The sequence below is a fragment of the Halomonas sp. G11 genome (genome assembly GCF_001663515.1).
Taxonomy (GTDB): Bacteria; Pseudomonadota; Gammaproteobacteria; order Pseudomonadales; family Halomonadaceae; genus Vreelandella.
Genome location: NZ_LYXG01000003.1, coordinates 95,251 through 116,140 on the forward strand (window position 1 = coordinate 95,251; position 20,890 = coordinate 116,140).

At 58.3% G+C, this 20,890-nt stretch carries 23 protein-coding genes; 13 read left to right on the forward strand and 10 right to left on the reverse strand.

Features of this window, described 5'->3' with window-relative positions; genetic code table 11:
• Positions 1 to 58: 58 nt before the first annotated feature.
• Both ADS46_RS02235 and ADS46_RS02240 read right to left on the reverse strand, forming a co-directional pair.
• Positions 59 to 1,474 carry an ATP-binding protein gene (locus tag ADS46_RS02235; RefSeq protein ID WP_066315730.1) on the reverse strand — a complete coding sequence of 472 codons (1,416 nt, stop codon included), beginning with the start codon at positions 1,472 to 1,474 and terminating at the stop codon, positions 59 to 61.
• On the reverse strand, positions 1,471 to 2,136 hold the full coding sequence (locus tag ADS46_RS02240) for a response regulator transcription factor (RefSeq protein ID WP_066315735.1): 666 nt from the start codon (positions 2,134 to 2,136) through the stop codon (positions 1,471 to 1,473). The genes ADS46_RS02235 and ADS46_RS02240 overlap by 4 nt, the downstream gene beginning before the upstream one ends.
• A gap of 90 nt (positions 2,137 to 2,226) precedes the next feature.
• Here ADS46_RS02240 and ADS46_RS02245 point away from each other — a divergent pair, with 90 nt between their 5' ends.
• Both ADS46_RS02245 and ADS46_RS02250 read left to right on the forward strand, forming a co-directional pair.
• Positions 2,227 to 3,132 (forward strand): GNAT family N-acetyltransferase, encoded by a 906-nt coding sequence (locus ADS46_RS02245; protein ID WP_156524454.1) that lies wholly within the window; start codon positions 2,227 to 2,229, stop codon positions 3,130 to 3,132.
• A gap of 160 nt (positions 3,133 to 3,292) precedes the next feature.
• Entirely contained in the window at positions 3,293 to 3,739 is a 447-nt protein-coding gene (locus ADS46_RS02250; RefSeq protein WP_234346746.1) for a c-type cytochrome, read from the forward strand.
• Between the two features lie 114 nt (positions 3,740 to 3,853).
• Here ADS46_RS02250 and rep read toward each other — a convergent pair whose 3' ends face one another.
• A complete protein-coding gene (rep, locus tag ADS46_RS02255) occupies positions 3,854 to 5,923 on the reverse strand; it encodes a DNA helicase Rep (protein WP_066315739.1) in 2,070 nt (689 codons plus the stop codon).
• A gap of 95 nt (positions 5,924 to 6,018) precedes the next feature.
• On the opposite strand from rep, the gene ADS46_RS02260 reads away from it, so the two are divergent.
• Positions 6,019 to 6,489, forward strand: coding sequence for a tRNA (cytidine(34)-2'-O)-methyltransferase (locus ADS46_RS02260; RefSeq protein WP_066315741.1), 471 nt, complete (start codon positions 6,019 to 6,021; stop codon positions 6,487 to 6,489).
• A 4-nt stretch (positions 6,490 to 6,493) separates the two neighbouring features.
• On the opposite strand, the gene pyrE is transcribed toward ADS46_RS02260, so the two are convergent.
• Positions 6,494 to 7,159: an orotate phosphoribosyltransferase gene (gene pyrE, locus ADS46_RS02265; protein ID WP_066315744.1), complete on the reverse strand. Its 666-nt coding sequence runs from the start codon at positions 7,157 to 7,159 to the stop codon at positions 6,494 to 6,496.
• A gap of 138 nt (positions 7,160 to 7,297) precedes the next feature.
• Between pyrE and ADS46_RS02270 the strand changes: the two genes are divergently transcribed.
• Positions 7,298 to 8,065 carry an exodeoxyribonuclease III gene (locus ADS46_RS02270; protein ID WP_066315746.1) on the forward strand — a complete coding sequence of 256 codons (768 nt, stop codon included), beginning with the start codon at positions 7,298 to 7,300 and terminating at the stop codon, positions 8,063 to 8,065.
• Positions 8,066 to 8,153: 88 nt separating this feature from the next.
• Here the strand turns inward: ADS46_RS02270 and rph are convergent, their stop codons facing one another.
• Positions 8,154 to 8,876, reverse strand: coding sequence for a ribonuclease PH (gene rph, locus ADS46_RS02275; protein ID WP_199825172.1), 723 nt, complete (start codon positions 8,874 to 8,876; stop codon positions 8,154 to 8,156).
• A gap of 159 nt (positions 8,877 to 9,035) precedes the next feature.
• Between rph and ADS46_RS02280 the strand changes: the two genes are divergently transcribed.
• Positions 9,036 to 9,914, forward strand: coding sequence for a YicC/YloC family endoribonuclease (locus tag ADS46_RS02280; RefSeq protein ID WP_066315749.1), 879 nt, complete (start codon positions 9,036 to 9,038; stop codon positions 9,912 to 9,914).
• Positions 9,915 to 10,135: 221 nt separating this feature from the next.
• Here the strand turns inward: ADS46_RS02280 and ADS46_RS02285 are convergent, their stop codons facing one another.
• The 3 genes from ADS46_RS02285 to ADS46_RS02295 all read right to left on the reverse strand — a co-directional run bounded on the left by ADS46_RS02285 (position 10,136) and on the right by ADS46_RS02295 (position 12,334).
• Positions 10,136 to 11,425, reverse strand: coding sequence for a type II toxin-antitoxin system HipA family toxin (locus tag ADS46_RS02285; protein ID WP_066315751.1), 1,290 nt, complete (start codon positions 11,423 to 11,425; stop codon positions 10,136 to 10,138).
• The gene (locus ADS46_RS02290) at positions 11,415 to 11,708 is read right to left on the reverse strand and encodes a helix-turn-helix domain-containing protein (protein ID WP_066315753.1); all 294 of its coding nucleotides are present in this window, start codon (positions 11,706 to 11,708) and stop codon (positions 11,415 to 11,417) included. The genes ADS46_RS02285 and ADS46_RS02290 overlap by 11 nt, the downstream gene beginning before the upstream one ends.
• Before the next feature lie 146 nt (positions 11,709 to 11,854).
• Positions 11,855 to 12,334: an Lrp/AsnC family transcriptional regulator gene (locus ADS46_RS02295; protein WP_066315758.1), complete on the reverse strand. Its 480-nt coding sequence runs from the start codon at positions 12,332 to 12,334 to the stop codon at positions 11,855 to 11,857.
• A 135-nt stretch (positions 12,335 to 12,469) separates the two neighbouring features.
• Between ADS46_RS02295 and ADS46_RS02300 the strand changes: the two genes are divergently transcribed.
• From ADS46_RS02300 to ADS46_RS02310, 3 genes are all read left to right on the forward strand, one after another.
• On the forward strand, positions 12,470 to 13,510 hold the full coding sequence (locus tag ADS46_RS02300) for a zinc-dependent alcohol dehydrogenase family protein (RefSeq protein WP_066315760.1): 1,041 nt from the start codon (positions 12,470 to 12,472) through the stop codon (positions 13,508 to 13,510).
• A 208-nt stretch (positions 13,511 to 13,718) separates the two neighbouring features.
• Positions 13,719 to 14,294: a histidine phosphatase family protein gene (locus ADS46_RS02305; protein WP_066315762.1), complete on the forward strand. Its 576-nt coding sequence runs from the start codon at positions 13,719 to 13,721 to the stop codon at positions 14,292 to 14,294.
• 100 nt (positions 14,295 to 14,394) lie between these two features.
• Positions 14,395 to 15,270: a pirin family protein gene (locus ADS46_RS02310; RefSeq protein ID WP_066315764.1), complete on the forward strand. Its 876-nt coding sequence runs from the start codon at positions 14,395 to 14,397 to the stop codon at positions 15,268 to 15,270.
• A 19-nt stretch (positions 15,271 to 15,289) separates the two neighbouring features.
• On the opposite strand, the gene ADS46_RS02315 is transcribed toward ADS46_RS02310, so the two are convergent.
• The gene (locus ADS46_RS02315; RefSeq protein ID WP_066315766.1) at positions 15,290 to 15,916 is read right to left on the reverse strand and encodes a DNA-3-methyladenine glycosylase family protein; all 627 of its coding nucleotides are present in this window, start codon (positions 15,914 to 15,916) and stop codon (positions 15,290 to 15,292) included.
• 149 nt (positions 15,917 to 16,065) lie between these two features.
• On the opposite strand from ADS46_RS02315, the gene ADS46_RS02320 reads away from it, so the two are divergent.
• The 3 genes from ADS46_RS02320 to ADS46_RS02330 all read left to right on the forward strand — a co-directional run bounded on the left by ADS46_RS02320 (position 16,066) and on the right by ADS46_RS02330 (position 19,099).
• Positions 16,066 to 17,409: a type II toxin-antitoxin system HipA family toxin gene (locus tag ADS46_RS02320; protein ID WP_066315768.1), complete on the forward strand. Its 1,344-nt coding sequence runs from the start codon at positions 16,066 to 16,068 to the stop codon at positions 17,407 to 17,409.
• Positions 17,406 to 17,726, forward strand: a complete 321-nt coding sequence (locus ADS46_RS02325; protein WP_066315770.1) for a helix-turn-helix transcriptional regulator — start codon at positions 17,406 to 17,408, stop codon at positions 17,724 to 17,726. The genes ADS46_RS02320 and ADS46_RS02325 overlap by 4 nt, the downstream gene beginning before the upstream one ends.
• 158 nt (positions 17,727 to 17,884) lie before the next feature.
• Positions 17,885 to 19,099 carry an MFS transporter gene (locus ADS46_RS02330; protein ID WP_066315772.1) on the forward strand — a complete coding sequence of 405 codons (1,215 nt, stop codon included), beginning with the start codon at positions 17,885 to 17,887 and terminating at the stop codon, positions 19,097 to 19,099.
• On the opposite strand, the gene ADS46_RS02335 is transcribed toward ADS46_RS02330, so the two are convergent.
• Positions 19,096 to 19,791 carry an extensin family protein gene (locus ADS46_RS02335; RefSeq protein ID WP_066315774.1) on the reverse strand — a complete coding sequence of 232 codons (696 nt, stop codon included), beginning with the start codon at positions 19,789 to 19,791 and terminating at the stop codon, positions 19,096 to 19,098. The genes ADS46_RS02330 and ADS46_RS02335 overlap by 4 nt on opposite strands.
• Before the next feature lie 116 nt (positions 19,792 to 19,907).
• On the opposite strand from ADS46_RS02335, the gene gmk reads away from it, so the two are divergent.
• Positions 19,908 to 20,540 (forward strand): guanylate kinase, encoded by a 633-nt coding sequence (gmk, locus tag ADS46_RS02340; protein ID WP_066315783.1) that lies wholly within the window; start codon positions 19,908 to 19,910, stop codon positions 20,538 to 20,540.
• Positions 20,541 to 20,629: 89 nt separating this feature from the next.
• A complete protein-coding gene (gene rpoZ, locus ADS46_RS02345) occupies positions 20,630 to 20,890 on the forward strand; it encodes a DNA-directed RNA polymerase subunit omega (protein WP_066315786.1) in 261 nt (86 codons plus the stop codon).

A 20,890-nucleotide genomic window follows, 5' to 3' on the forward strand; every position in this document is an offset into this window, starting at 1 on the left:
GGCAAACAATAGATGTCCTGCCGTTACGTCACATTTGCACGGTATTCTTATGACAACCTTAAGAGTCGTCGGGGGGCATCAAGGTCATTCCGTGGCGAGATGGAAAACGCTGAAGTGTAATGCATACGCGCAGTCCTCCTTGAGGTGCGCTGGTCATGGTGAACTCACCGTTGTGGCGTTTAACGACACGGTCAACAATGGATAGCCCCAAGCCTGCCCCGGCGCCTGGCCCGGCACGCTGGAAGCGCTCTCTCACCTTTGAGTATGCCTGTTCCGGGATGCCGGGCCCCTGATCATCCACGCAGATTGTGACGTGATGAGCGGTGGCGGTTAAGGCGATGTCGATAACGCCTTTAGTGGGTGTGTGCTGGAAAGCGTTACCCACAATATTCTGCAACACGGTTTCAATGGCACCGGGCTCCGCTTCCATCTGCCAGTCCAGCGCTTCATCGGCATGCAGGGTCACCTGCTGTTGGCGTTCGGCGGCTAGCGGCGAGAGTTCGGCGAGGGTTTCACGTGCTTCGATGAGCAAGTTGGCTGGACGGTAGTGGCGCTGTATCTCGGTTTCCGGCGCCAGACGAGCCAGGGCAAGCAGCTGGCTGACCACTCGCGTGGCGCGGGTAACGCCGTCGCGCAGGTGATCAAGTGCCTCTTTACGGTCTTCATGGCTATGGGCGCTCAACGCATTTTGCGCGTGCAGGTCCAGTACGGCGAGTGGCGTACGTAATTCGTGGGCAGCATCAGCGATAAAGCGCTCTTCGCGGGTGCGTATCTGACGGATACGCGCCAGTAATTGATTTAACGCGCTGGCGATTGGGGCTAACTCTTGAGGCAGTGACGTAAGTGATAGAGGCTGAAGATTTTGGGGACCGCGGGTCCGCGTCTGCTCGGCCATTCGCGACAAGGGTGCTAACCCCCAGCCGATACACCACCACAACAGCAAGGCGACCAGGGGCAAGCCTATCAGCTCAGGTAATAAGGTGCGCAGGGCGACCGAACGGCTCAATTCACCGCGGCTGTTTTCGCGTTCGGCGACGACAATTCGTTGATTAGTCTCTGCCTGATTCAAGACATAAATCCGCCATGCCTGTTGATCAATGGTGAGGTCCGCGTAGCCCGTGTCCTGGTGGCGGAGGGGGATATCGGGCGCATTTGAGGAACCTAGCAATAGCTGATCGTTTTCCCACAGTTGAAAGGCGAGCTGGCTTGAGTAGCGGTGTCCGTAGGGCGAATCGGCCGATTCGGCCCGCTGCAATGCGTTTTCAATATTGCTCAGCATCGTTTTGCGATCATTACTCAGTCCAGATGCTTGCGCCATGCCTTCGAGAAGCCGGGCATGTTGGGCAAGTCGAGCATCTGAAAGCTCGCTTATTTGATGCGCCGCATAGCGGTAGCTGATCACCCCGATCACCAGCGTACTGATGCCAAAGACCAGGAGCACCAAGGTGAGGGTGCGGTATTGAATCGAGCTCATTCGGGGTTATCCATCACGTAACCAATGCCACGTACGGTACGTATGACATGGGGAAAAAACTTGCGCCTCAAATGATGAATATGGACTTCAATGGCATTACTTTCGACATCCTCATCCCATCCGTACACCAACTGGGTTAAGGTATCGCGTGTGAACACACGTCCAGGGTGACTCATGAATTCCTGCAACAGCGTCAGTTCGCGGCGTGAAAGTGACACCTCTTGTCCCTGATAACTTACCTTGAGAGTGACCGGATCAAAGCGTATCCCCTGACACTCCAGCAGCGAACGGGCCTGCCCATGGCTGCGTCTTAATAAAGCGCGCAACCGGGCGGTAAGCTCGGTGACATCGAACGGTTTGATTAAGTAATCATCGGCGCCGGCGTCGAGGCCAGCAATTCGCTCATCGACCGCATCACGGGCGGTCAGCACCAGAATGGGTACCTGGTTACCTTCCCGTCTCACGGCTTTGAGCACGTCGACGCCATCCAGGCGGGGTAACCCCAGGTCGAGTATCACGGCATCGAAGGGCATCCCTTCCAGCAACGTTGAGCGGGCACTCACCCCATCGCTGAGATGGTCAACCGTGTACCCTTCAGGTTTAAGCGCCAGGCGGATTCCAGACGCTAAACTTGAATCGTCCTCTACCAATAGGATGCGCATGATGAGAGATGATGTCCTTGGGTGAGTTTACCGATTCAGATGAATACGATGGTCAGATAAACACAATGGATGACAACGATAGTAGCGTCTATGGCACATATCTCAAAGATTATCCCATGCCCGCCTGAACATCGCCGCGAGGCACTTCTGCATCTGGCCAAATCGCAGTCGTCGAAGGGACAGAAAGCATTGACCGAGGCGCTGAAGCCGATGCTGAAGGAACCGGAAACGGCTTGGCAGAGCTTATGGGTAAGCCTGGAGAGAGGGCGTATCAACGGCGTTGTCTGGGTACAGCGGCTGCCACAGAATATGGCGCAGTTGTGGCTACCCAATTCACAGGGTGATCACATAAGCGCGTTGATCGAGACAGCGCGGCATTGGGTCATGCAGCAACGCTTAACGCTTTGTCACATCGAGCTGGCGCCAGAGGCGACCCACCAGCGAGCGCAATTAATCGCTCATGGCATGCAGCCGCTCGTATCGCTGCGCTGTTTGAAAGCGGATGTGGGCCAGCGCTTTCCTGCCGCGGCGCCGTTCACCCAACTGCATTGGGCACCATGGGATCGGCTGACAGCGGCTCAGGAGCATGCGTTGATGGCCGCGGTTGGGCAGGATTCGCTGGACTGCCGTGAGTTGCGCGACATCTTGTCGATCAATGACTTACTGGCAGGTTTCTATGGGCAAGATTCTCACGCGCCCGTTCACTGGCATGCGCTGTATGCGGATGAATCGCCGTCGCCCATCGGCGCCTTGCTGTTGGCACCGCGGAGCGAGATTAACCGTTGGGAGCTGATGCTGATGGGGCTGGTGCCTGAGTGGCGACGTCGCGGGTTGGGCGGCCATATTCTCAACCATGCCTTGGCCCTTGCCCAGCAGGCGGGCGCATTGGAGCTATTGCTATCGGTGGATCATGAAAACCTGCCGGCGTTTAACCTCTACAGGCGCGCTGGCTTCAGCGAATATGCCCAGCAATACGTCATGGCCTGGCACGGCTAGCCGTGCCAGGCGTCGTTGCCGCGTTGACCCGGCAGGCCCGGCGGGTTTTGTGGCACTTTGAATTACCACTATACTGCTAATATTCATTAAGTAGGCGTATTGGTAGCCTTTGAACTTCAGCCGCCCAGACGCCGACAATAATAAATAAGAGGTGGTGCGAGTGAACGTTAAGCAGATAGCAAAAGGTCTTGTTGCGCTTGGGATTGCCATGCTGAGCGGGTCGGGTGCCGTCGCTGATGAAGCCTCCCGGGAGGCGATTGCGGAGCGGCTGGCGCCGGTAGGTAGCGTTTGTTTACAGGGCCAGGATTGTGGCACCCAAGCAGCGCAAGCAGAAGCCGCCACCAATGCTGAAAGCGGTGATGGAGAATTGGATGGCGCCTCGCTGTATAGCAGTATCGGTTGTGCGGCGTGCCACGATAGCGGCGCGGCGGGAGCGCCAGGGCTAGGGGACACCGAGGCATGGGCATCTCGTCTTGAGCAAGGCACCGAGGCTCTCTACCAAAGCGTGTATGAGGGTAAAGGCGCCATGCCCGCGCGCGGGGGCAGTAGCGCTTCCGACGAAGAAATCCAGGCGGTTGTCGACTATATGGTCGCCGAGGCCGAATAAACAGAGTGTTGCTCTTTGTGCTTATTTAAATTGTCCACAAGCGGTTGTGGCTGATAGCCTGTGGATAATTTATAAGCGCCGAATCTCGCTTGTACTTCTGGTTTAAAGTACCCCTCAGCCAAGTAAAGAACGCAGCCCCGCAATGGCATCCTGCCCCCGGGCCTGCTTTTTCTCCGGGTCTTCCTTATCGGCGCGGCCTTCCCATTCCAGGTCTTCATCAGGCAATTCGTCCAGGAAGCGGCTGGGCTGGCAGTCCATCAACTCGCCGTAAGCTTTGCGCTGGCGGGCAAGCGTCAAGGTCAGCGTGCGCCGTGCGCGGGTAATGCCCACATAGGCCAAGCGACGTTCTTCCTCCACCGTGTCCATTTCAATGGCGTTGCGGTGAGGCAGCAGGTCTTCTTCCAGGCCCATTAGATAAACGTGGGGAAACTCCAACCCTTTGGAGGCGTGCATGGTGAGCAGTTGCACCCGGTCAGAGTCGTCTTCTTCCGCCTGTTGCTCGAGGATATCGCGCAGCACCAGGCGTGATATCGCCGCTTCCACGCTGTCGGTTTCGGTGGCTTCGGACGCGGTATCATCTTCCGGGTCGCGGTTGAGCGACTTTTCCAACTGGTCGATCAAAATCCACACGTTGGCCATGCGTCGCTCGGCGACGGTCGGTGCGCTGGCGTTCTGGTACAGCCACGCCTCGTAATCCATGTCCCGCAGCATGTCGCGGATAGCGGCAATGGCATCGCCCTGGTCCATGCGTTTGCGTACGCCGTCGATAAAGTGGGTGAAACGCGACAACCGCTCCACGGCTCGGGTCGGCAGCACCTGCTCCAGGCCAAGCTCATGGCAGGCGGCAAACAGCGAAATCGAGCGCTCGGTGGCGTAGTTGGCCAGTTTCTCGACGGTACCGGGGCCGACTTCCCGGCGCGGCACGTTCACGATGCGTAAAAAGGCGTTGTCGTCGGCGGGATTAATCAGCAGCCGCAGATAGGCCATGGTGTCCTTGATCTCGTTGCGCGAGAAAAACGACGTGCCGCCGGACAGCTTGTAGGGGATTTGGTAGTGCTGCAGCTTTAACTCCAGCAGCCGTGCCTGGAAGTTACCCCGGTAAAGCACGGCAAAGTCCCGCCATTCGGCTTTTTCCTTGATCCGCCGGGTAAACATTTCGCTGGCCACGCGCTCCGCTTCGGCTTCCTCGTGGCGATTGACGATGACCCGAATGGAGGCGCCGTCGCCCATCTCCGACCACAGGGTTTTTTCGTAGACGTGGGGGTTATAGGCAATCAGCGTGTTGGCAGCGCGCAGGATCGTGCCGGTGGAGCGGTAGTTCTGCTCCAGCTTGATGACTTTCAGGCGCGGGAAGTCTTCGCCCAGGGTGATCAGGTTTTCCGGCCGGGCACCCCGCCAGGCATAAATCGACTGGTCATCGTCGCCCACCACGGTAAAGGTGGCCCGTTCAGCCATCAGTAGCTTCACCAGCAGGTACTGGGAAACGTTGGTGTCCTGATACTCATCCACCAGCATGTAGTGGATCTTGCGGCGCCAGCGGGCCAGGGCTTCCGGGTCGCGCTGCAGCAGGACCACTGGCAGCAGAATCAGGTCGTCAAAATCCACCGCGTTATAGGCTTTCAGATGGCGAACATAGGCTTCGTAGACCCGTGCGGCGAAGTGCTCGTCGTCATCCGCCGCAAACGACAGCGCATCGCTGGGCAGCATCAGGTCGTTTTTCCACTGGGAAATTTTGCCCTGCACCGCGTTGATCTGTTCGGCGTCTACCTGGGCGTCCTTATTCATCAAATCGCGCAGCAGCGCCTTGGCATCCTCCGGGTCGAAGAGCGAAAAGCCGGGTTTGTAGCCCAGGGTTTTCAGCTCACCGCGGATGATGTTCAGCCCCAGGGTGTGGAAGGTGGAAACCGTCAGTCCGTGGCCTTCCTTGCCGTGCAGCATTTGCCCGACGCGCTCTTTCATCTCCCGGGCGGCCTTGTTGGTAAAGGTCACCGCGGCGATCTTGCGCGCGCTCATGCCGCATTCCTGCACCAGGTAAGCGATTTTGGTGGTAATCACGCTGGTTTTGCCGGAGCCTGCCCCTGCGAGTACCAAGCAGGGCCCATCGATATAGCGCACGGCTTCCTGTTGGCGCGGATTGAGCCCGTTAATGCGGCTAAGGATGCTCTTTGGCGGCTGGGGCGTCATGGCGACGGGTAACCTCTAACGTGTTGCAGGGCGGTTTCGATTATAATCATCGGCGCTGGGTAGACGCATAATGGGCTAACAATAGGCAGGTGTTAATGTTTGAAGTCGCTTTATTTGAACCGCGGATGGCGCCCAATACGGGCAACATCATGCGCCTGGTGGCCAACAACGGCTGCCGATTACACCTGATCGAGCCACTGGGCTTCGATCTGGAAGAGAAAAAGCTGCGCCGCGCCGGGCTGGACTACCGTGATCTTGCCAATGTGACGCGCCATGCTGATTTTAACGCCTTTCAAAGCGCCATGCAGGGACGCACCATCTGGGCAATCACCACGAAAGGCACCCGCGCCCATAGCGACGCGCCCTATGCGCCAGGCGATGTGCTGCTGTTCGGCTCGGAAACCGCCGGGCTCTCGCCCGAGGTTCACGCGGCGTTGCCTGCCGAGCAAAAGCTGCGCATTCCCATGCAGCCCAATAACCGCAGCCTCAACCTCTCCAACGCGGTGGCTATCGTGAGCTATGAGGCATGGCGCCAGCAAGACTACGCAGGCGCCCTCGTACTCTAGCCGTTTAGTCGGCAATTCCGTAGCGGTCACGATACGCCCGAACGGCCTCGGCGTAGGCCAGCATCTCGCCACCGGCATGCTCCTCTAGATAGGTAAGCACCTGCTCAAGCGTCACGATACTGACCACCGGCATGCCGTACTGAGACTGCACTTCCTGAATCGCGCTCTGTTCGCCCTGGCCACGCTCCTGACGGTCCAGGGCAATGATCACGCCCCCTGCGCGAGCACCATTCTGCTCGATCAGGCTCATTACCTCGCGAATAGCGGTGCCTGCGGTAATCACGTCGTCGATAATCAGAATATCACCGGCAAGCGGTGCGCCGACAATGTTGCCGCCTTCCCCGTGGCTTTTGGCCTCTTTGCGGTTAAAGGCGTAGGGGATGTCGCGGTCGTGGTGGTCAGCCAGGGCCGCGGCAGTTACCGCCGCCAGGGGAATGCCCTTGTACGCCGGGCCAAACAGCACATCGGCCTCAAGGCCGCTATCGACGATCGCCTGGGCATAGAAGCGGCCCAGCTTGGCGAGCGCGCGGCCGGTCTGGAACAGGCCTGCATTGAAGAAGTAAGGACTTACACGCCCGGATTTAAGCGTGAATTCGCCGAACTTGAGCACCCCCTGCTCAATGGCAAAAGCAATGAAATCGCGCTGGTAGGGTTGTAGAGTGGTGGCCACGGCGGTCTTCCCTTGTCGATCAAAAGTTGGGGCAAAGGCAACAATAAAAAGCAGGTAAATAGCAAGATTTGGTTTGTCTATTTACCCAAACGTCTAAACGTCGGGTATCATACAGCAGCGACGCAAAAGGGACGATTTATGAAAATTGCCAGCATTAATGTCAATGGTATACGTGATGCCGTCGACCGTGGCTTCCTGGACTGGCTGGCTCAGCAGGATGCCGACGTGGTCTGCGTGCAGAACATCAAGGCAAAAAGTTTTGAATTGAGCGACCATATTCTGTATCCGGAAGGCTATGAAGGCTACTTCCTGGATGCCGAAGAGGATGGTTTCTCCGGGGTGGCACTGTATTGCCGTCAAATCCCCAAGGCGATCATGTACGGCCTTGGCTTCCCCCAGTGTGACCACGAAGGGCGCTTTCTGCAGGCGGACTATGACCGTTTCAGCATCGCGACCTTCCTGATGCCCGACGGGAGCGACCAAAAAGCCAAACAGGCGTTCATGGACCAATACCAGGAGTACCTGACCAAGATGTCGCGCAAACGCCGCGAATACATCATCTGTGGTACCTGGAACATTGCCCACAAGACCGTCGACCTGGCCAACTGGTCCGACAATCAGCTCACCTCGGGTTTCCGCCCGGAAGAGCGCGCCTGGATGGATCAGGTACTTGGCCCAACCGGGTTTATCGACACCTTCCGCGAAATCAACCGCGACGCTGGTGAATATACCTGGTGGCCTAAGCTTCACCAGGAAGTTCCCCGTGAGCGCCAGGAAGGCTGGCGAATCGACTACCAACTGGTCGGTCCCAACTTCCGCCGCCACGTGGTCGACGCGTGGATCGATTACGACGCGACCTTCTCCGAGTTCGCCCCATTGATCGTCGAGTACGACCTGGCGCTCTAGACGCGTATTTCCCGCGTCGCTGTCTGTTCGCAGGTAATAGCCACAAGCCGACCTTGGGTCGGCTTGTGGCGTTATGGTCAGCGCTTGATCAGCCTCGAATACCCAGCGCTTCGCGCTGCTTTTCTCGTAGCTCGTCGCCAGCTTTCTCGGCCAGATCGAGCATGGCATTCAGCTCGGCGCGGTTGAATGCGCCTGCTTCGGCAGTGCCCTGTACTTCGATCAACTCGCTGCTTTCGGTCATCACCACGTTCAGGTCGGTATCGGCCTTGCTGTCTTCCGGGTAGTCCAGGTCAAGCACCGGTACGCCTTTGTAGATACCCACCGAAATCGCGCTGACCAGTTGCTTGAAGGGGTCGCCTTTGATCTTTTTATCCCGCTGCAGGTAGCGGATGGCATCCACCAGCGCGACACAGCCGCCGGTAATCGCGGCGGTGCGGGTGCCGCCGTCGGCCTGGATGACATCGCAATCGACGGTAATGGTGAACTCACCCAGCTTTTTCAAATTCACGGCGGCGCGCAGGCTGCGGCCTATCAAGCGCTGAATTTCCAGCGTACGCCCCCCCTGTTTGCCGCGGGTGGCTTCTCGGTCGCTGCGTGAGTGAGTGGCGCGGGGCAGCATGCCGTACTCGGCGGTAATCCAACCCTGATTTTTACCGCGCAGCCAGCGCGGTACGCCTGCTTCCACGCTGGCATTACACAGCACCTTGGTATCGCCAAATTCCACCAGGACCGAGCCTTCCGCATGGCGGGTGTAATCGCGGGTTATGCGAATATCACGGAGCTGGTCGGCCTCGCGACCGCTGGGACGCACAACATCAGGACGCTTAGCACTGCTCACAAATAATACCTCTCAATAAACGCGTAACAAGGAAAAGCCCACCATTGTACACGTCTGGGCGTGCGCTGATGGGGCTATCGGTTAGACTGTTCGCAATGCTATATAGACCGTTGTTCATTAACAGGATGTACCATGGCTGCTTCAAACCGCGTACACAGCATGACCGCCTTCGCCCGCACCGAGCAGGCGGCCCCCTTCGGCACGCTTCAAGTGGAAATCCGTTCGGTGAACCAGCGCTATTTAGAACCGCATTTCCGCCTGCCCGATGCCCTGCGCGACCTGGAGCCGACGCTGAGAGAAGCGCTGCGTACCCGGCTGGCACGGGGGAAAGTCGAGTGCAGCCTGCGCTTTGAGGCCGCCGAGGCCCATCAGGCGCCTGCCGTGAATACTCAGCGGCTAAAAGAGATCGCCGATGCGCTGGCGGCTATTCAACAGCAGGTACCCAGCGCCGTGCCGCCGACCACCCTTGCGTTACTCAACCAGCCCGGGGTCATGGAAACCCAGCACCTTGATCAGGAGGCCATTACCTCGGCTGCGAAGGCGCTGTTCGACCAGGCGCTGGATGAGCTCATTGACGCCCGCGCCCGTGAGGGAGAGAAACTCGCCGTCATGATCACCACCCGGCTTGCCGCCGTAAGCGAGCAGGTAGCCACCGTGCGCAGCTTGCTACCGCAGATTCTTGAGCGCCAGCGCAGCCTCCTGCTGGAGCGTTTAGAGATCGCCAAGACCGACCTCGATCCCCAACGCCTTGAAGCCGAGCTGGTGCTGGTGGCGCAAAAGGCCGATGTGGACGAAGAACTGGACCGCCTCACGGCCCATGTCGATGAAGTCGGTCGTCAACTGAAACAGAAAGGCCCCAAAGGTCGTCGTCTGGATTTCCTGATGCAGGAACTCAACCGCGAAGCCAATACGCTGTCGTCTAAATCCGTCGTCGCCGAGACGACCCGCTGCGCGGTGGAATTGAAGGTGCTGATCGAACAGATGCGGGAACAGATTCAGAATATTGAGTGAAATGATATGAGTCGAGTGGCACCTTTGAGCACAATCGAAGTTGAGGCCATTGTCGCGACGTATCGACAGATGAGGGCGATCTCTGGAAGCAGCTTTTGAGGGCGATCTCTGGAAGCAGCTTTTGAGGGCGATCTCTGGAAGCAGCTTTGGCTTGAGCCGAACAGCTATCGGGCGTGCGTGCGTTGATTCAGTAGAGACAGATAACATCAAATGCCCGATCTTCAACTGATTAAAATCCCCTTATTCTCCTGCCAAGCTTCGTTCAATCGCTGGGTGATCAGCTCGATGGTGCTGGCTTTCACACCCCGGTCTTTTGCCACAGCCGGGAAGGTGCCAATAACGTCCGCGATCTTCTGAACGTGCGGCTGAGCCTGTTTCCAGTTGGCAAAGCCTGCATGGGTGGCGAGCTGTTGGATGGCTTTTAGCGAGGGCTGCTTGCCAAAGCCCATATAGGCAGTGGCGTGTACTCCAAAAGGGTGGGGGCTAAAGGTCACATCGTAAAACGGTGCTGGTTTCCATTGGCCGTGATCATCCTGCAGAAACGCCCAGTTTTTACTGTGGTCGTCCTGGTTGCAGGCAAATAAGTTGAAAAGTGCGCGTCGGAATTGCAGTTGGCCTACGGCGGGGGATTGACACAGCTGGCGGCTTGCCTTAATCAGGTCGGCGTAATCCAGGCTAGGGGATCGGAAATCGGCATCCAGCAGCCCGCAGGCGCTGTGCATATGGAGACGCCCCGCAGGGGTTGTCTGATGGAGCCAATCAAACCGTTTGATGGCAAGCCAGGCGCGCTCACCCTGTGGCGTAGGTATGCGTAGTAACTGCCATTCGGGCGGCTCAAGGCCTGCTGTTTTAGCCATTTCCAGGTATGCCGCTTCGCATAGCCCCTCTTCATGACCCAGTGGCAAGTGTTGAGAGGTGAACTTGACCAGCCAGGCGTCATCCTCTGGCTGGGCATAGGTTCGGCACGCTTTCGATTGGCCAGGCGGCATGAAAAGCTGTGCCTTCGGCCTTGCCCCGCCGGAGCTACCCGCTGCGACCAAAGCGCTGAGCACATCTTCCGTTTGTCCATCGAAAACGGCCTGTGCCTGGAGGCCGAGTGTCGCCAGGTCTTCGTTATCGCTCTGTGTCGGCGCTGCCTCCGATGCTGGCTCAAAGGTCAGTGCACCGATGCCGCGCTGGCCAACAAATGCGAGCCGGTCCATCGCCGTCAGCTGCGTAGGCGCTATGCCATGCTGACGAAAGACGCGATCTTGTAGCAGCAGTCCCCAGCCGTCGGGTAAACAGTCGCCAAATACGCCGTGAAGCCCTTGATGCGGCGCTCTAGGGGCGGGTTGAAGCATCAGGCCGTGCTGTAACGTAAAAGGCGATAGATTGCCATGTTGTTCTAGATAGCCTTCCGCGTACTGAAAGAATACCCCTTGGCGGTTTTGTGCCAATACGCCAGCCGCGACCTGTTCACCGGTTGATAGCGTGCGCGTCACGTTCAGCCGTTGCGTAGGCTTAAAGGCCATCTTTGAGCACCTCATCGATTGAGGAAGGTATCTTTTCGTTGAATGCGTCGTGCTGGGTCAGCGCGTATAGCCGCGCCAAGTCGTCCAGGCTTTGCCATAGCAACAGCAACTGGCGAAACGAGATTTGCCCGGTGAGCTCAAATTTTTTGATGGTGGGGGCGGGCACACTGCTGCGCTGCGCCAGTGACGCCCGGGATAGCTTGGCCTGTTCGCGTAACCGGCGCAGGTGAGCAGCAAAGGCTTGCTGTACATCGGTATCGTCTAACAGCAGAAAACGGTGCATAAGTTAACATTCCTAAAAAGGATACTCCTGTACCTATTATAGATGTTTTAGGCTTTTTATGGATATTATTGTGTCTATTTTTATTGCTTTTCGTGCTGTAGCCTGCTGCTGACGTTGTTCGACTGGCCCCTCCCCAACTGCCTCGCTCACAGCCCCAGCAACTCCCCAGCCGGCAAGTGGCTTGTTGCCTTCATTTCCCGCAGGGAGATATTGGAGCGGATGCTCGATACTCCCGGCAGCTGGCGTAGCACCTTTTCCACGAAGCGGCTGTAGTCATCGAGGTCCTGGGCGATGACCTGCAAGAGGAAGTCCGCCTCGCCGGTGGTGTTATGGCAGCTGAGCACCCGGGAGCTAGCCTGAATAACGCGTTCGAACTCCGCGGTGGCCGCCTCGCTGTGCTGCGTACAGGTGATCTGCACAAAGGCCAGCACGTTGCCGCCAAGCTTTCGACGGTTCAGCGTGGCTTGATAGCCTTCGATCACGCCCAATTCTTCCAGGCGTTTATGACGCCGCCAGCAGGTGGCTTCACTCATTCCCAGCCGCTCGGCCAGCTTGGCGATGGATAGCCGACCATCGGCTTGAAGGCTATCGATTAGTTGGGCGTCTATTTTGTCCAGTCGACTCATTTGAAAATCTCTTTCAGATTTATGCGTGTAAAAGAAAGAATGATTCAAAATTAGCCTGTGTGTCCATCCATCAGAAAAGTAATTTCAGGGGCGGTTGGTTATAGTAAAATAATGGATACCGCGCAGGAGTCGTTTATGAAAGCCGTTGTTTTTGAGCAGTTTTCCGCCCCTCCCCATATACAGCAGTTGCCAGATCCGGCGCCAGAATCGCATGGCGTGGTGGTTAAGGTAATGGCGAACGGGGTATGCCGCAGCGACTGGCATGGCTGGGTGGGGCACGATACCGATATCCAGCTCCCTCATGTGCCGGGGCACGAGCTGGCAGGCGTTGTCGAAGCGGTTGGCAAGGACGTCAAACAGTGGCGCATTGGCGATCGCGTCACGGTGCCGTTCGTCGGTGGTTGTGGCACCTGCCCTGAGTGCCACGCCGGGAACCATCAGGTGTGCGATAGTCAGTTCCAACCCGGCTTCACGCACTGGGGGTCCTTTGCCGAGTATGTGAGTATTCACTACGCCGATGTCAACTTGGTCGCGCTGCCCGAAACGCTCGACTTTGCCACGGCAGCCAGCCTGGGCTGTCGGTTCGTCACCTCGTTTCGGGCGGTGGTCGATCAGGGTCAAACCTCGGCCGGGCAGTGGGTGGCGGTTCATGGCTGCGGGGGTGTGGGTCTATCCGCCGTGATGATTGCCAACGCCATCGGCGCTAACGTTGTCGCTATCGATATTTCGGAAAAAGCGCTTGCTCTGGCCCGCCAATTGGGCGCGACTGCCACCGTGAATGCCGCCAAGGTGGCCAATGTGGTAGAGGCGGTAACGGACATAACCCGGGGAGGCGCTCACGTGTCGCTGGATGCGCTAGGGCACCCGACGACCTGCTTTAACTCCATCAGCAACCTGCGTAAACGGGGCAAGCATATTCAGGTCGGGCTGATGTTGGCGGAGAACAGCACACCGGCTATTCCCATGAGCCAGGTGATTGCCAACGAGCTTGAAATACTCGGCAGTCATGGCATGCAGGCGCATCGTTATGGCGCCATGCTGGCGATGATCCAGTCTGGCAAGCTGGCGCCTGAGCAGCTTATCGGCAGGCGCATCACCCTCGAGCAGTCCATTGAGGCGCTGATGAACATGGATAAGTTCGAAGGAGCGGGCGTGACGGTAGTGACGGCGTTTTGAAAAAGTGGGCTTAGGCGTTGCGACTGATGGGGAAGCTATCCTTGCGTTGAATGGAGTTGTCGGGCTTGGCGCGTATCGCCGCGCCAAGTCGTTTAGGCTTTGGCGTAGCAAATACCTGCCCGTCTGGAAGTGGGAAGGTTGATGGGTATCACATGCCCGTTGCCGTTAGCTTGGCCAATACTTCGTCAATGGTTGAAGGACTATCTCCATGCCTACCTTACGCCAACTTACGTTAACCCTGTTGCTCAGTGTACTGGGTGTGCTGCCCGTCACCGCCCAGGCCAACGACACGACCTGGCAGGCCTTGCAGGAAGGGGGCCTGGTGATTTTGATGCGTCATTCGCTGGCGCCAGGTGTTGGCGATCCGCCCGGGTTCGAGCGGGGTCGTTGCGAAACGCAGCGCAATCTTTCAGAGCAGGGGCGTGCCCAGGCGAGGGTGGCGGGTGAGGCATTTCGGGAGCGGAACATCCCCATCGGCGCGGTGTACGCGTCGCGCTGGTGCCGGGCGCTGGATACCGCCGAGCTCATGCAGCTGGGCGATGTCGAGCCTGCGCCGTGGCTGGATTCGTTCTTTCGCGGTCGCGGTGATCGGGAAGCCATCACCCAAGCCGCCCGCGAGCGGATAGCCGCCTGGGAACAGTCGGGCAACATGCTGCTGGTCACGCATCAGGTGAATATCTCGGCGCTGGCCGGGCGAGGGGTTGGCTCGGGGGAGATGCTGGTCGTGCGCCCAGCAGCTGGTGGGCTGGAGGTGGTGGGCCGACTGGACGTTCGCGCGCCTTGATCGGTTCCTGGCAATTTCCTTCAACGAAACTTGGCAAATTATTCGCTCCTCATGGCCGCGCTGGGGTTTTATGCTGGGAAACATTAATAAGGAGATAGTGATGTCATCTGATAAGACCTCTACAGCGCGTCATGTCATTGCCCAACACCCGGCCAGGCGCGACGATATCGGCGATCTGGTCACCCGGCGGCCATTGCCGGGGCCGCAGCTCGAGCAGCTCGATCCGTTCCTGTTTCTCAATCACCACGGCCCGCAGACCTACCCGGCCAATAACGGTGGCTTGCCATTCGGCCCACACCCGCACCGGGGCTTCGAGACCGTCACCTTTATTCTGGAAGGCTCGCTGGCCCATGCTGACAGCACCCGGCATCAAAGCGTGATTCACGCCGGTGGCGTGCAGTGGATGACGGCGGGCAGCGGTATCGTGCATGCGGAAATTTCGCCTGAGGAGTTTCTACGCGACGGTGGCCCGCTGGAAATTCTGCAGCTGTGGGTCAATCTTCCGGCGCGCTTGAAGATGAGCAAGCCGCACTACGTGGGGCTCCAGCATGACGACATCCCTTCGCTGGCGCTGCCGGGGGGCGGTGAGCTAAATCTGATCGCCGGGCAGTGGGATGCGCAGACTGGCCCCATCCATTCGCTGACCGGCGTATTTATGTCAACGCTTAAGCTCCCTGCGGGTACACGCGAAACGCTGCCTGTTGAATCTGGGCGGCAGGTATTTCTCTATGTAGTGGAAGGAAACGTTGAGGTGGGCGGCGAACCCGTTGAGCCTCACCATCTGATCGAAGTAGACCGCGCAGGCGATAGACTGGTGATTGAAGCCAGCAGCGATGCTCGACTGTTGTTTGGTCACGGCGAGGTCATCGACGAACCCATCTATTCTCACGGCCCCTTTGTGATGAACACCCGCGAGGAGATTGTTCAGGCGGTTGAGGACTATCAGAACGGTAAATTTGGCGGGTTAGACGCCTAATGGTGTTGCAGGCGCGTATCTACACCGGTTCACCACGATAGTAGTGCCACAAGAACAGCGACCCCACCGTGCGCCAGGGTGACCAGTGCGCTACCAACTGACGCGCCTGCTTGGGCGTGGGTTTGTCATCCATACCTTTCAAGCGGCCGAGTGCCACACGCAACGCCAGATCGTCGGCGGGGAAAATATCCCGGCGCTTAAGCGAGAACATCAGGTAAATCTCGGCGCTCCAGCGACCAAAGCCGCGCAGTTGGGTAATCGCGGCGATGGCGTCGTCGTCACTGAGGTGTTCAAGCCCATCGGCACTAAAGGTGCCCGCCAGCTCCGCTTCTGCGAGCCCCTTGGCGTATTCGATCTTGCGCCAGGAGAGCCCGGCATCACGCAGTGCTTGGCTCTCTACCTCCATTACCGCTTTAGCATGCAGTTCAGGCAGTAGCGTATTAACGCGGCCCATAATCGCACGGGCCGCTTCGGTGGATAGCTGTTGGCTAACGATGGTGGAGAAAAACGTCGCAAAACCCTGGTCGCGTTCCCGGGGCGTGGGAGCCCCTACCAGTGGATAAGCGCGGGCGATATCTGGATCTGCCTTGGCGAGTGCCGCCATGGCATGCTCAATCATGTCAAAGGACGCGTGATCAGGTGTCATGATAGCTCCTTCTAAAAATGAGTGTTATATTGCTCATTAATTGAGTTTTATATATTTTTGAGTATTAAAATGCACATTATTGTGCCTTGGTCTATACTTTTGAGCATTAAGTTTCTCAATTATTAACTGCTCAATTAAGGTGACCCACGTTGCTAACCATCCAGGCATTTCATCATGGCCAGTGGCACGATGCCGCAGAGCTGGTGATTGAACACCCAGAGCAGGGTCGCCGCGGGCCTGCACGTTTGGGCTATATCACCGATTATGCCCTTGAATGGCTGGATCGCGATGATGAGCATGCTTGCAGCCTGCGTTTGCCCATTGAGCTAATGAATACCCATCAATCGCCACGCTGGTTCGCTTTCTTAGACGATATCATGCCTTCCGGGGCCAGCCGCCGTTACTGGGTCACGCAGTTGGGGATATCTGCGCTTAGCGAGGCTGAACAAGATTATGCCCTATTGGCTAAAGGGACGATTGCACCGGTTGGTAATTTACGGATTAAGGAGGCCCTTCCCGAGCGTCCAGCAGGCAGCACGCTAGCGCAGCAGCGCTTTGCCCTTGCTGATGTGGTGGATCGGGATAGCGACTTTCTTGCCTATGCACAGCAGATGGGCGCCGCCGGAGGTGGTGCGACCGGGGCTGGCGGCGAAGCGCCTAAGCTACTACTACGTTGTTCGCCAGGCGATCAGGTCTGGATCGATACCTACCAGGATGACTCGGCAAATACCGACCAGCACTATCTGGTGAAATTTCCTCGCGGCCAGCGCACCGAGCTGGATAACAACATCCTCCGTGCGGAGTACCATTTCTATCATGAGCTGGCGTCGATGGGTGTAGCGACCATTGCCACGCAAGGAATGAGGTTAATAGAAGGAGAACGCTATCCATCGCTGTGGTTGCCCCGCTTTGATGTTGATTATCAGGGGGGAGAGCGCACGCTTTATGGGTTGGAGTCTGTTTATTCCGTGATGGGGAGCGAACCGGGAAGCTTCTTGAACCATTTTGCCGTGATTGAGGCACTGGTTGGCCGGTTGAGCCAGCAATACCGCGTTCGTGAGACGGGAGGTCATTTCGATACAGCGGGTTTTGTAAGTGAGTGGGTGAAACGCGATCTGCTCAATGTTGCGTTTGCAAACAGCGACAACCACGGCCGCAATAGCGCGCTGCTGAAAACGCCTCAGGGTATCTGGTTGGCACCGGTCTACGATTTTGCGCCCATGAAGGCTGACTCGGAGGGGATTGTACGCACCACCACCTGGGGAGCGCCATTTGAGGAGGGGCGTGAATTCAACTGGGTCGCCATTGTGGAGCGCTTGAATGGCTATGTGCCCCCGGAGCAGCTAATGGCAGAACTAAAAGCGCTTGGGAGTCAGTTAGTCGGCCTAAAAGAGCGGCTGGCTGGGCGGGGCGTGCCTGAAGCGTTGTTGGCATCCAATGCGCTGGGGTTAGATTATCTGGACGCTAAGCTGCAGCGCTGGGGGTTGGTATGAAACGCAAAGAACTCTCTAGCATTGAGCGCGAGGCGCTGCTGACGGCGCTATTGACCCAACTGCTGCGGGAAGAGACCAGCTCAGGGCAGGTGCTGCGTCAGCTACGCCGCGATGTGCTGGGCATGTCGCAGACACAATATGCCGAGCTGGTGGGTATCAGTCGCCGCTCCTTGTCGGACCTGGAAGCCGATAAAGCAAGCCCTACCGTCGCCCTGCTCAACCAGGTTTTCCGCCCGCTGGGTCTGCAAACCGGCTTGGTGCCGCGTAGCCGTGAGCTGCGTGAGCGGTTGCTTTCAGTGGACCCCCCTAGCGCCTAACCGCCAAATACCTTACCCCGCTATTTCCTATATCAGCCCAACGTAACGACTGAGTTCGCCCGCTAACTTTTTAAGCGCAGTATGTTTCTACTTTCGTCTAATCCTGCGATCATTTGCGCCATCGCGATACCAACGGTCGGTATCCCAAGGAGATAAGCATGCAGGAATCGACGGCATCGTCGTCTCAAGGGCTGGCGCGTAACCCGCGGCTGGCTGAATTTGTCCTGGCGCTGGGCGGCTTTGGCATCGGCACCAGCGAGTTCGTCATCATGGGGTTGATGAATCGCATCGCGGAGGATCTGGCCATCACTGTGCCCCAGGTGGGCTATGCGATCAGCAGCTACGCCCTGGGCGTTGTGGTCGGTGCGCCGCTGATTTCTGCCCTGGCGGCAAGGGTCCCCAAGCGAGCGCTGCTGATCGCGCTGATGCTGGTGTTTGCCGTGGGCAATATTGCCAGTGCCATGGCGCCGGGCTTCTGGTCGTTTGTGGGCCTGCGCTTTATCGCCGGGCTGCCTCACGGCGCCTACTTTGGCATTGCCGCTCTGGTGGCCGCCGGGGCGGTGCCCGTCGATCAGCGGGCACGGGCGATTGCTCGGGTGATGATGGGCCTGACTGTCGCGATTCTGGTGGGCGCCCCCCTGGGCACCTGGGCCGGGAGCTTTTTCGGCTGGCAGATTGCCTTTGCCGCGGTGGGCGGCATTGCGCTGCTTACCGCACTGTTGACCCGGTTTTACGTACCGGTTCAGCCCGTTGATGCCCTGGCGAGCCCGCTGCGTGAGCTGTCGGCGCTGGTCAAGCAGCGCGTGCTGGTTACCTTGGCCATCGCCTGTATCGGCTGCGGCGGCATGTTCGCCATTTTCAGTTACGTGATGCCGACGCTGACCCAGCAGGCGGGCATGAGCGAAGCGCTGGGGCCCTTGGTGCTGGTAATCTTCGGCCTGGGCTCCATCGCCGGGAATTTGATCGGCGGGCGTCTGGCGGATAAAAACCTGATGCGCGCAATTCCGTCTATTCTGCTGTGGTGTGCGGTGATCCAGGGGCTATTTTACTTCGCGGCGAATAATGTCTGGTCAGGGCTGCTGTTTGTGGGGCTGGTAGGCACCAGCATGGCGCTGGCGCCTTCGCTGCAAACCCGTTTGATGGATGTCGCCGAGGATGCCCAAACCATGGCGGCATCGCTCAATCACGCGGCCTTCAACGGCGCCAATGCGCTGGGGGCCTGGCTTGCCGGGCTTGTCATCAGCGCGGGCTTCAACTGGTCGAGCACCGGCCTGGTGGGAACCGGGTTGGCGCTGTGCGGGCTCGTGCTGTTTGCCGCCGGGCGCTGGTTGGAGAAACGTTATCCCCCGGCTCGTGTCGCGGTCGCGGACTAACGACAGAGGCGAAAGCCGCGCATTCCGAAGTGAAAATGGTCGGCGTGGGCGGCGTTGTAGTCGGGGCCCAGGGTGTTGCCGAAAAAGTCGCAGGCATCGTCGCGTATGTCGCGCAGAAACGCTCCCGCTGGCCCATCGTTGCCCCAGTCCTCAAGCAGGGTAATGCGCTCACCGTTGGCGAGGTGAAAGCCGGTCACGTCAAGCGCCTCGGCGGTGGCGTGTTCGCTGCGCCGTCCGCTTTCACGCCCATACACATTGCGGCAGGCAAAACTTCCCACATGGTCGACTTGGCGTACCCGGGTGCCGAGAAGGGTCTCGGCGCTGGGTTGCAGTGCGTGGCGTTCAAACATCACCCAGGCCAAGGCCAGGGGGCAACTGGCCACAAACGACTGGTTGAACGCGACGCCGCTGGCTTCAAGGCGCACCACGTTCTCAAGCGGGCAGCTATCGACGGGGGTGTAGTCGGCCAGAGGGGAATAGCGCAAGGCGTCATCCGGCACGCTTTCCAGTGCTGCCAGGCAACCGTCGCGGTCATTTTCCAGGTGGCGGAGTTTTAGCGATGTGATCGGGGTGATTGGATCGTCGACATATAGTGGTGCCCAGGGTGACCAGTGACGGGGAATCTCGATGACTCCCTTTTGCAGGGCAACGCCTAGCACGATCAACGCCAGTATCAGCCAGGTACTTCGCATCGTGACCTCCCTGTTCTGCGAAACGCTACAGTCGTCGCGATGGGTGTGCGATACTGCGTCACTTTTCTACACTGCTTTAATCGCACGAGTTTACCTCGCCAACAAGGGAAGCGCGTATGTCCCAAGGTACACTGTTTATCGTTTCTGCCCCATCGGGGGCGGGTAAAACCAGCCTGGTACGCGAGCTGATCGAAAGCCTCGATGGCATTCAGGTGTCGGTATCGCACACCACCCGGGCCAAGCGCGAGGGTGAGGTCGATGGTGTCAATTACCACTTCACCGATGCGGCGACCTTTGAGGGAATGATTGCGCGTGGCGAGTTCTTTGAGTACGCCAAGGTTTTCGATAATTACTACGGTACCTCGCGCAAGGCGGCTCAAACGGTACTTGATGCTGGCCAGGACGTGATTCTGGAGATTGACTGGCAGGGCGCGCGTCAGGTGCGCGAACAAATGCCCGAGGCCGTGTCGATCTTCATCCTGCCGCCGTCGCGCAGCGAGCTTGAGCGTCGCCTGGCCAGCCGGGGGACCGACGAGCACGCCATCATCGCGCGACGCATGCGTGATGCGATCAGCGAAATGTCGCACTATGACGAATACGATTACCTGGTGGTCAACGATGACTTCACGACGGCCCTGCAGGAATTGCAGTCGTTGGTCATCAGCCGTCGCCTGGCGTGCCCGCTAATGAGCGAACGCCACGCCTCCTTGCTGGCAACGCTCTTGTCACAGGCGCCCGGCGTCGAGTAATCTACAAGGTTCTACACCCTCTTTAGCTGGATCGACCCGTTTGACCTCTCACGGACGCGATCCAGCATCGTTATTACAGGAAGGCACCCATGGCTCGCGTCACCGTTGAAGATTGTCTTGATCATGTCGAAAATCGTTTCAAGCTCGTGATGATTTCCACCCAGCGTGCTCGCCAACTGGCGCGGGGCACTCGCGATTCACAGCTACCTTGGGAAAATGACAAGCCCACGGTCATGGCGCTGCGTGAAATCGCGGCGGGCCTGGTCGATCACACGGTACTGGACGAACCGGTTGAAGCACCTGTTCGCGCTCGTCCAGCAATGGCTCCCAGCGCACAAATCGACGACTAG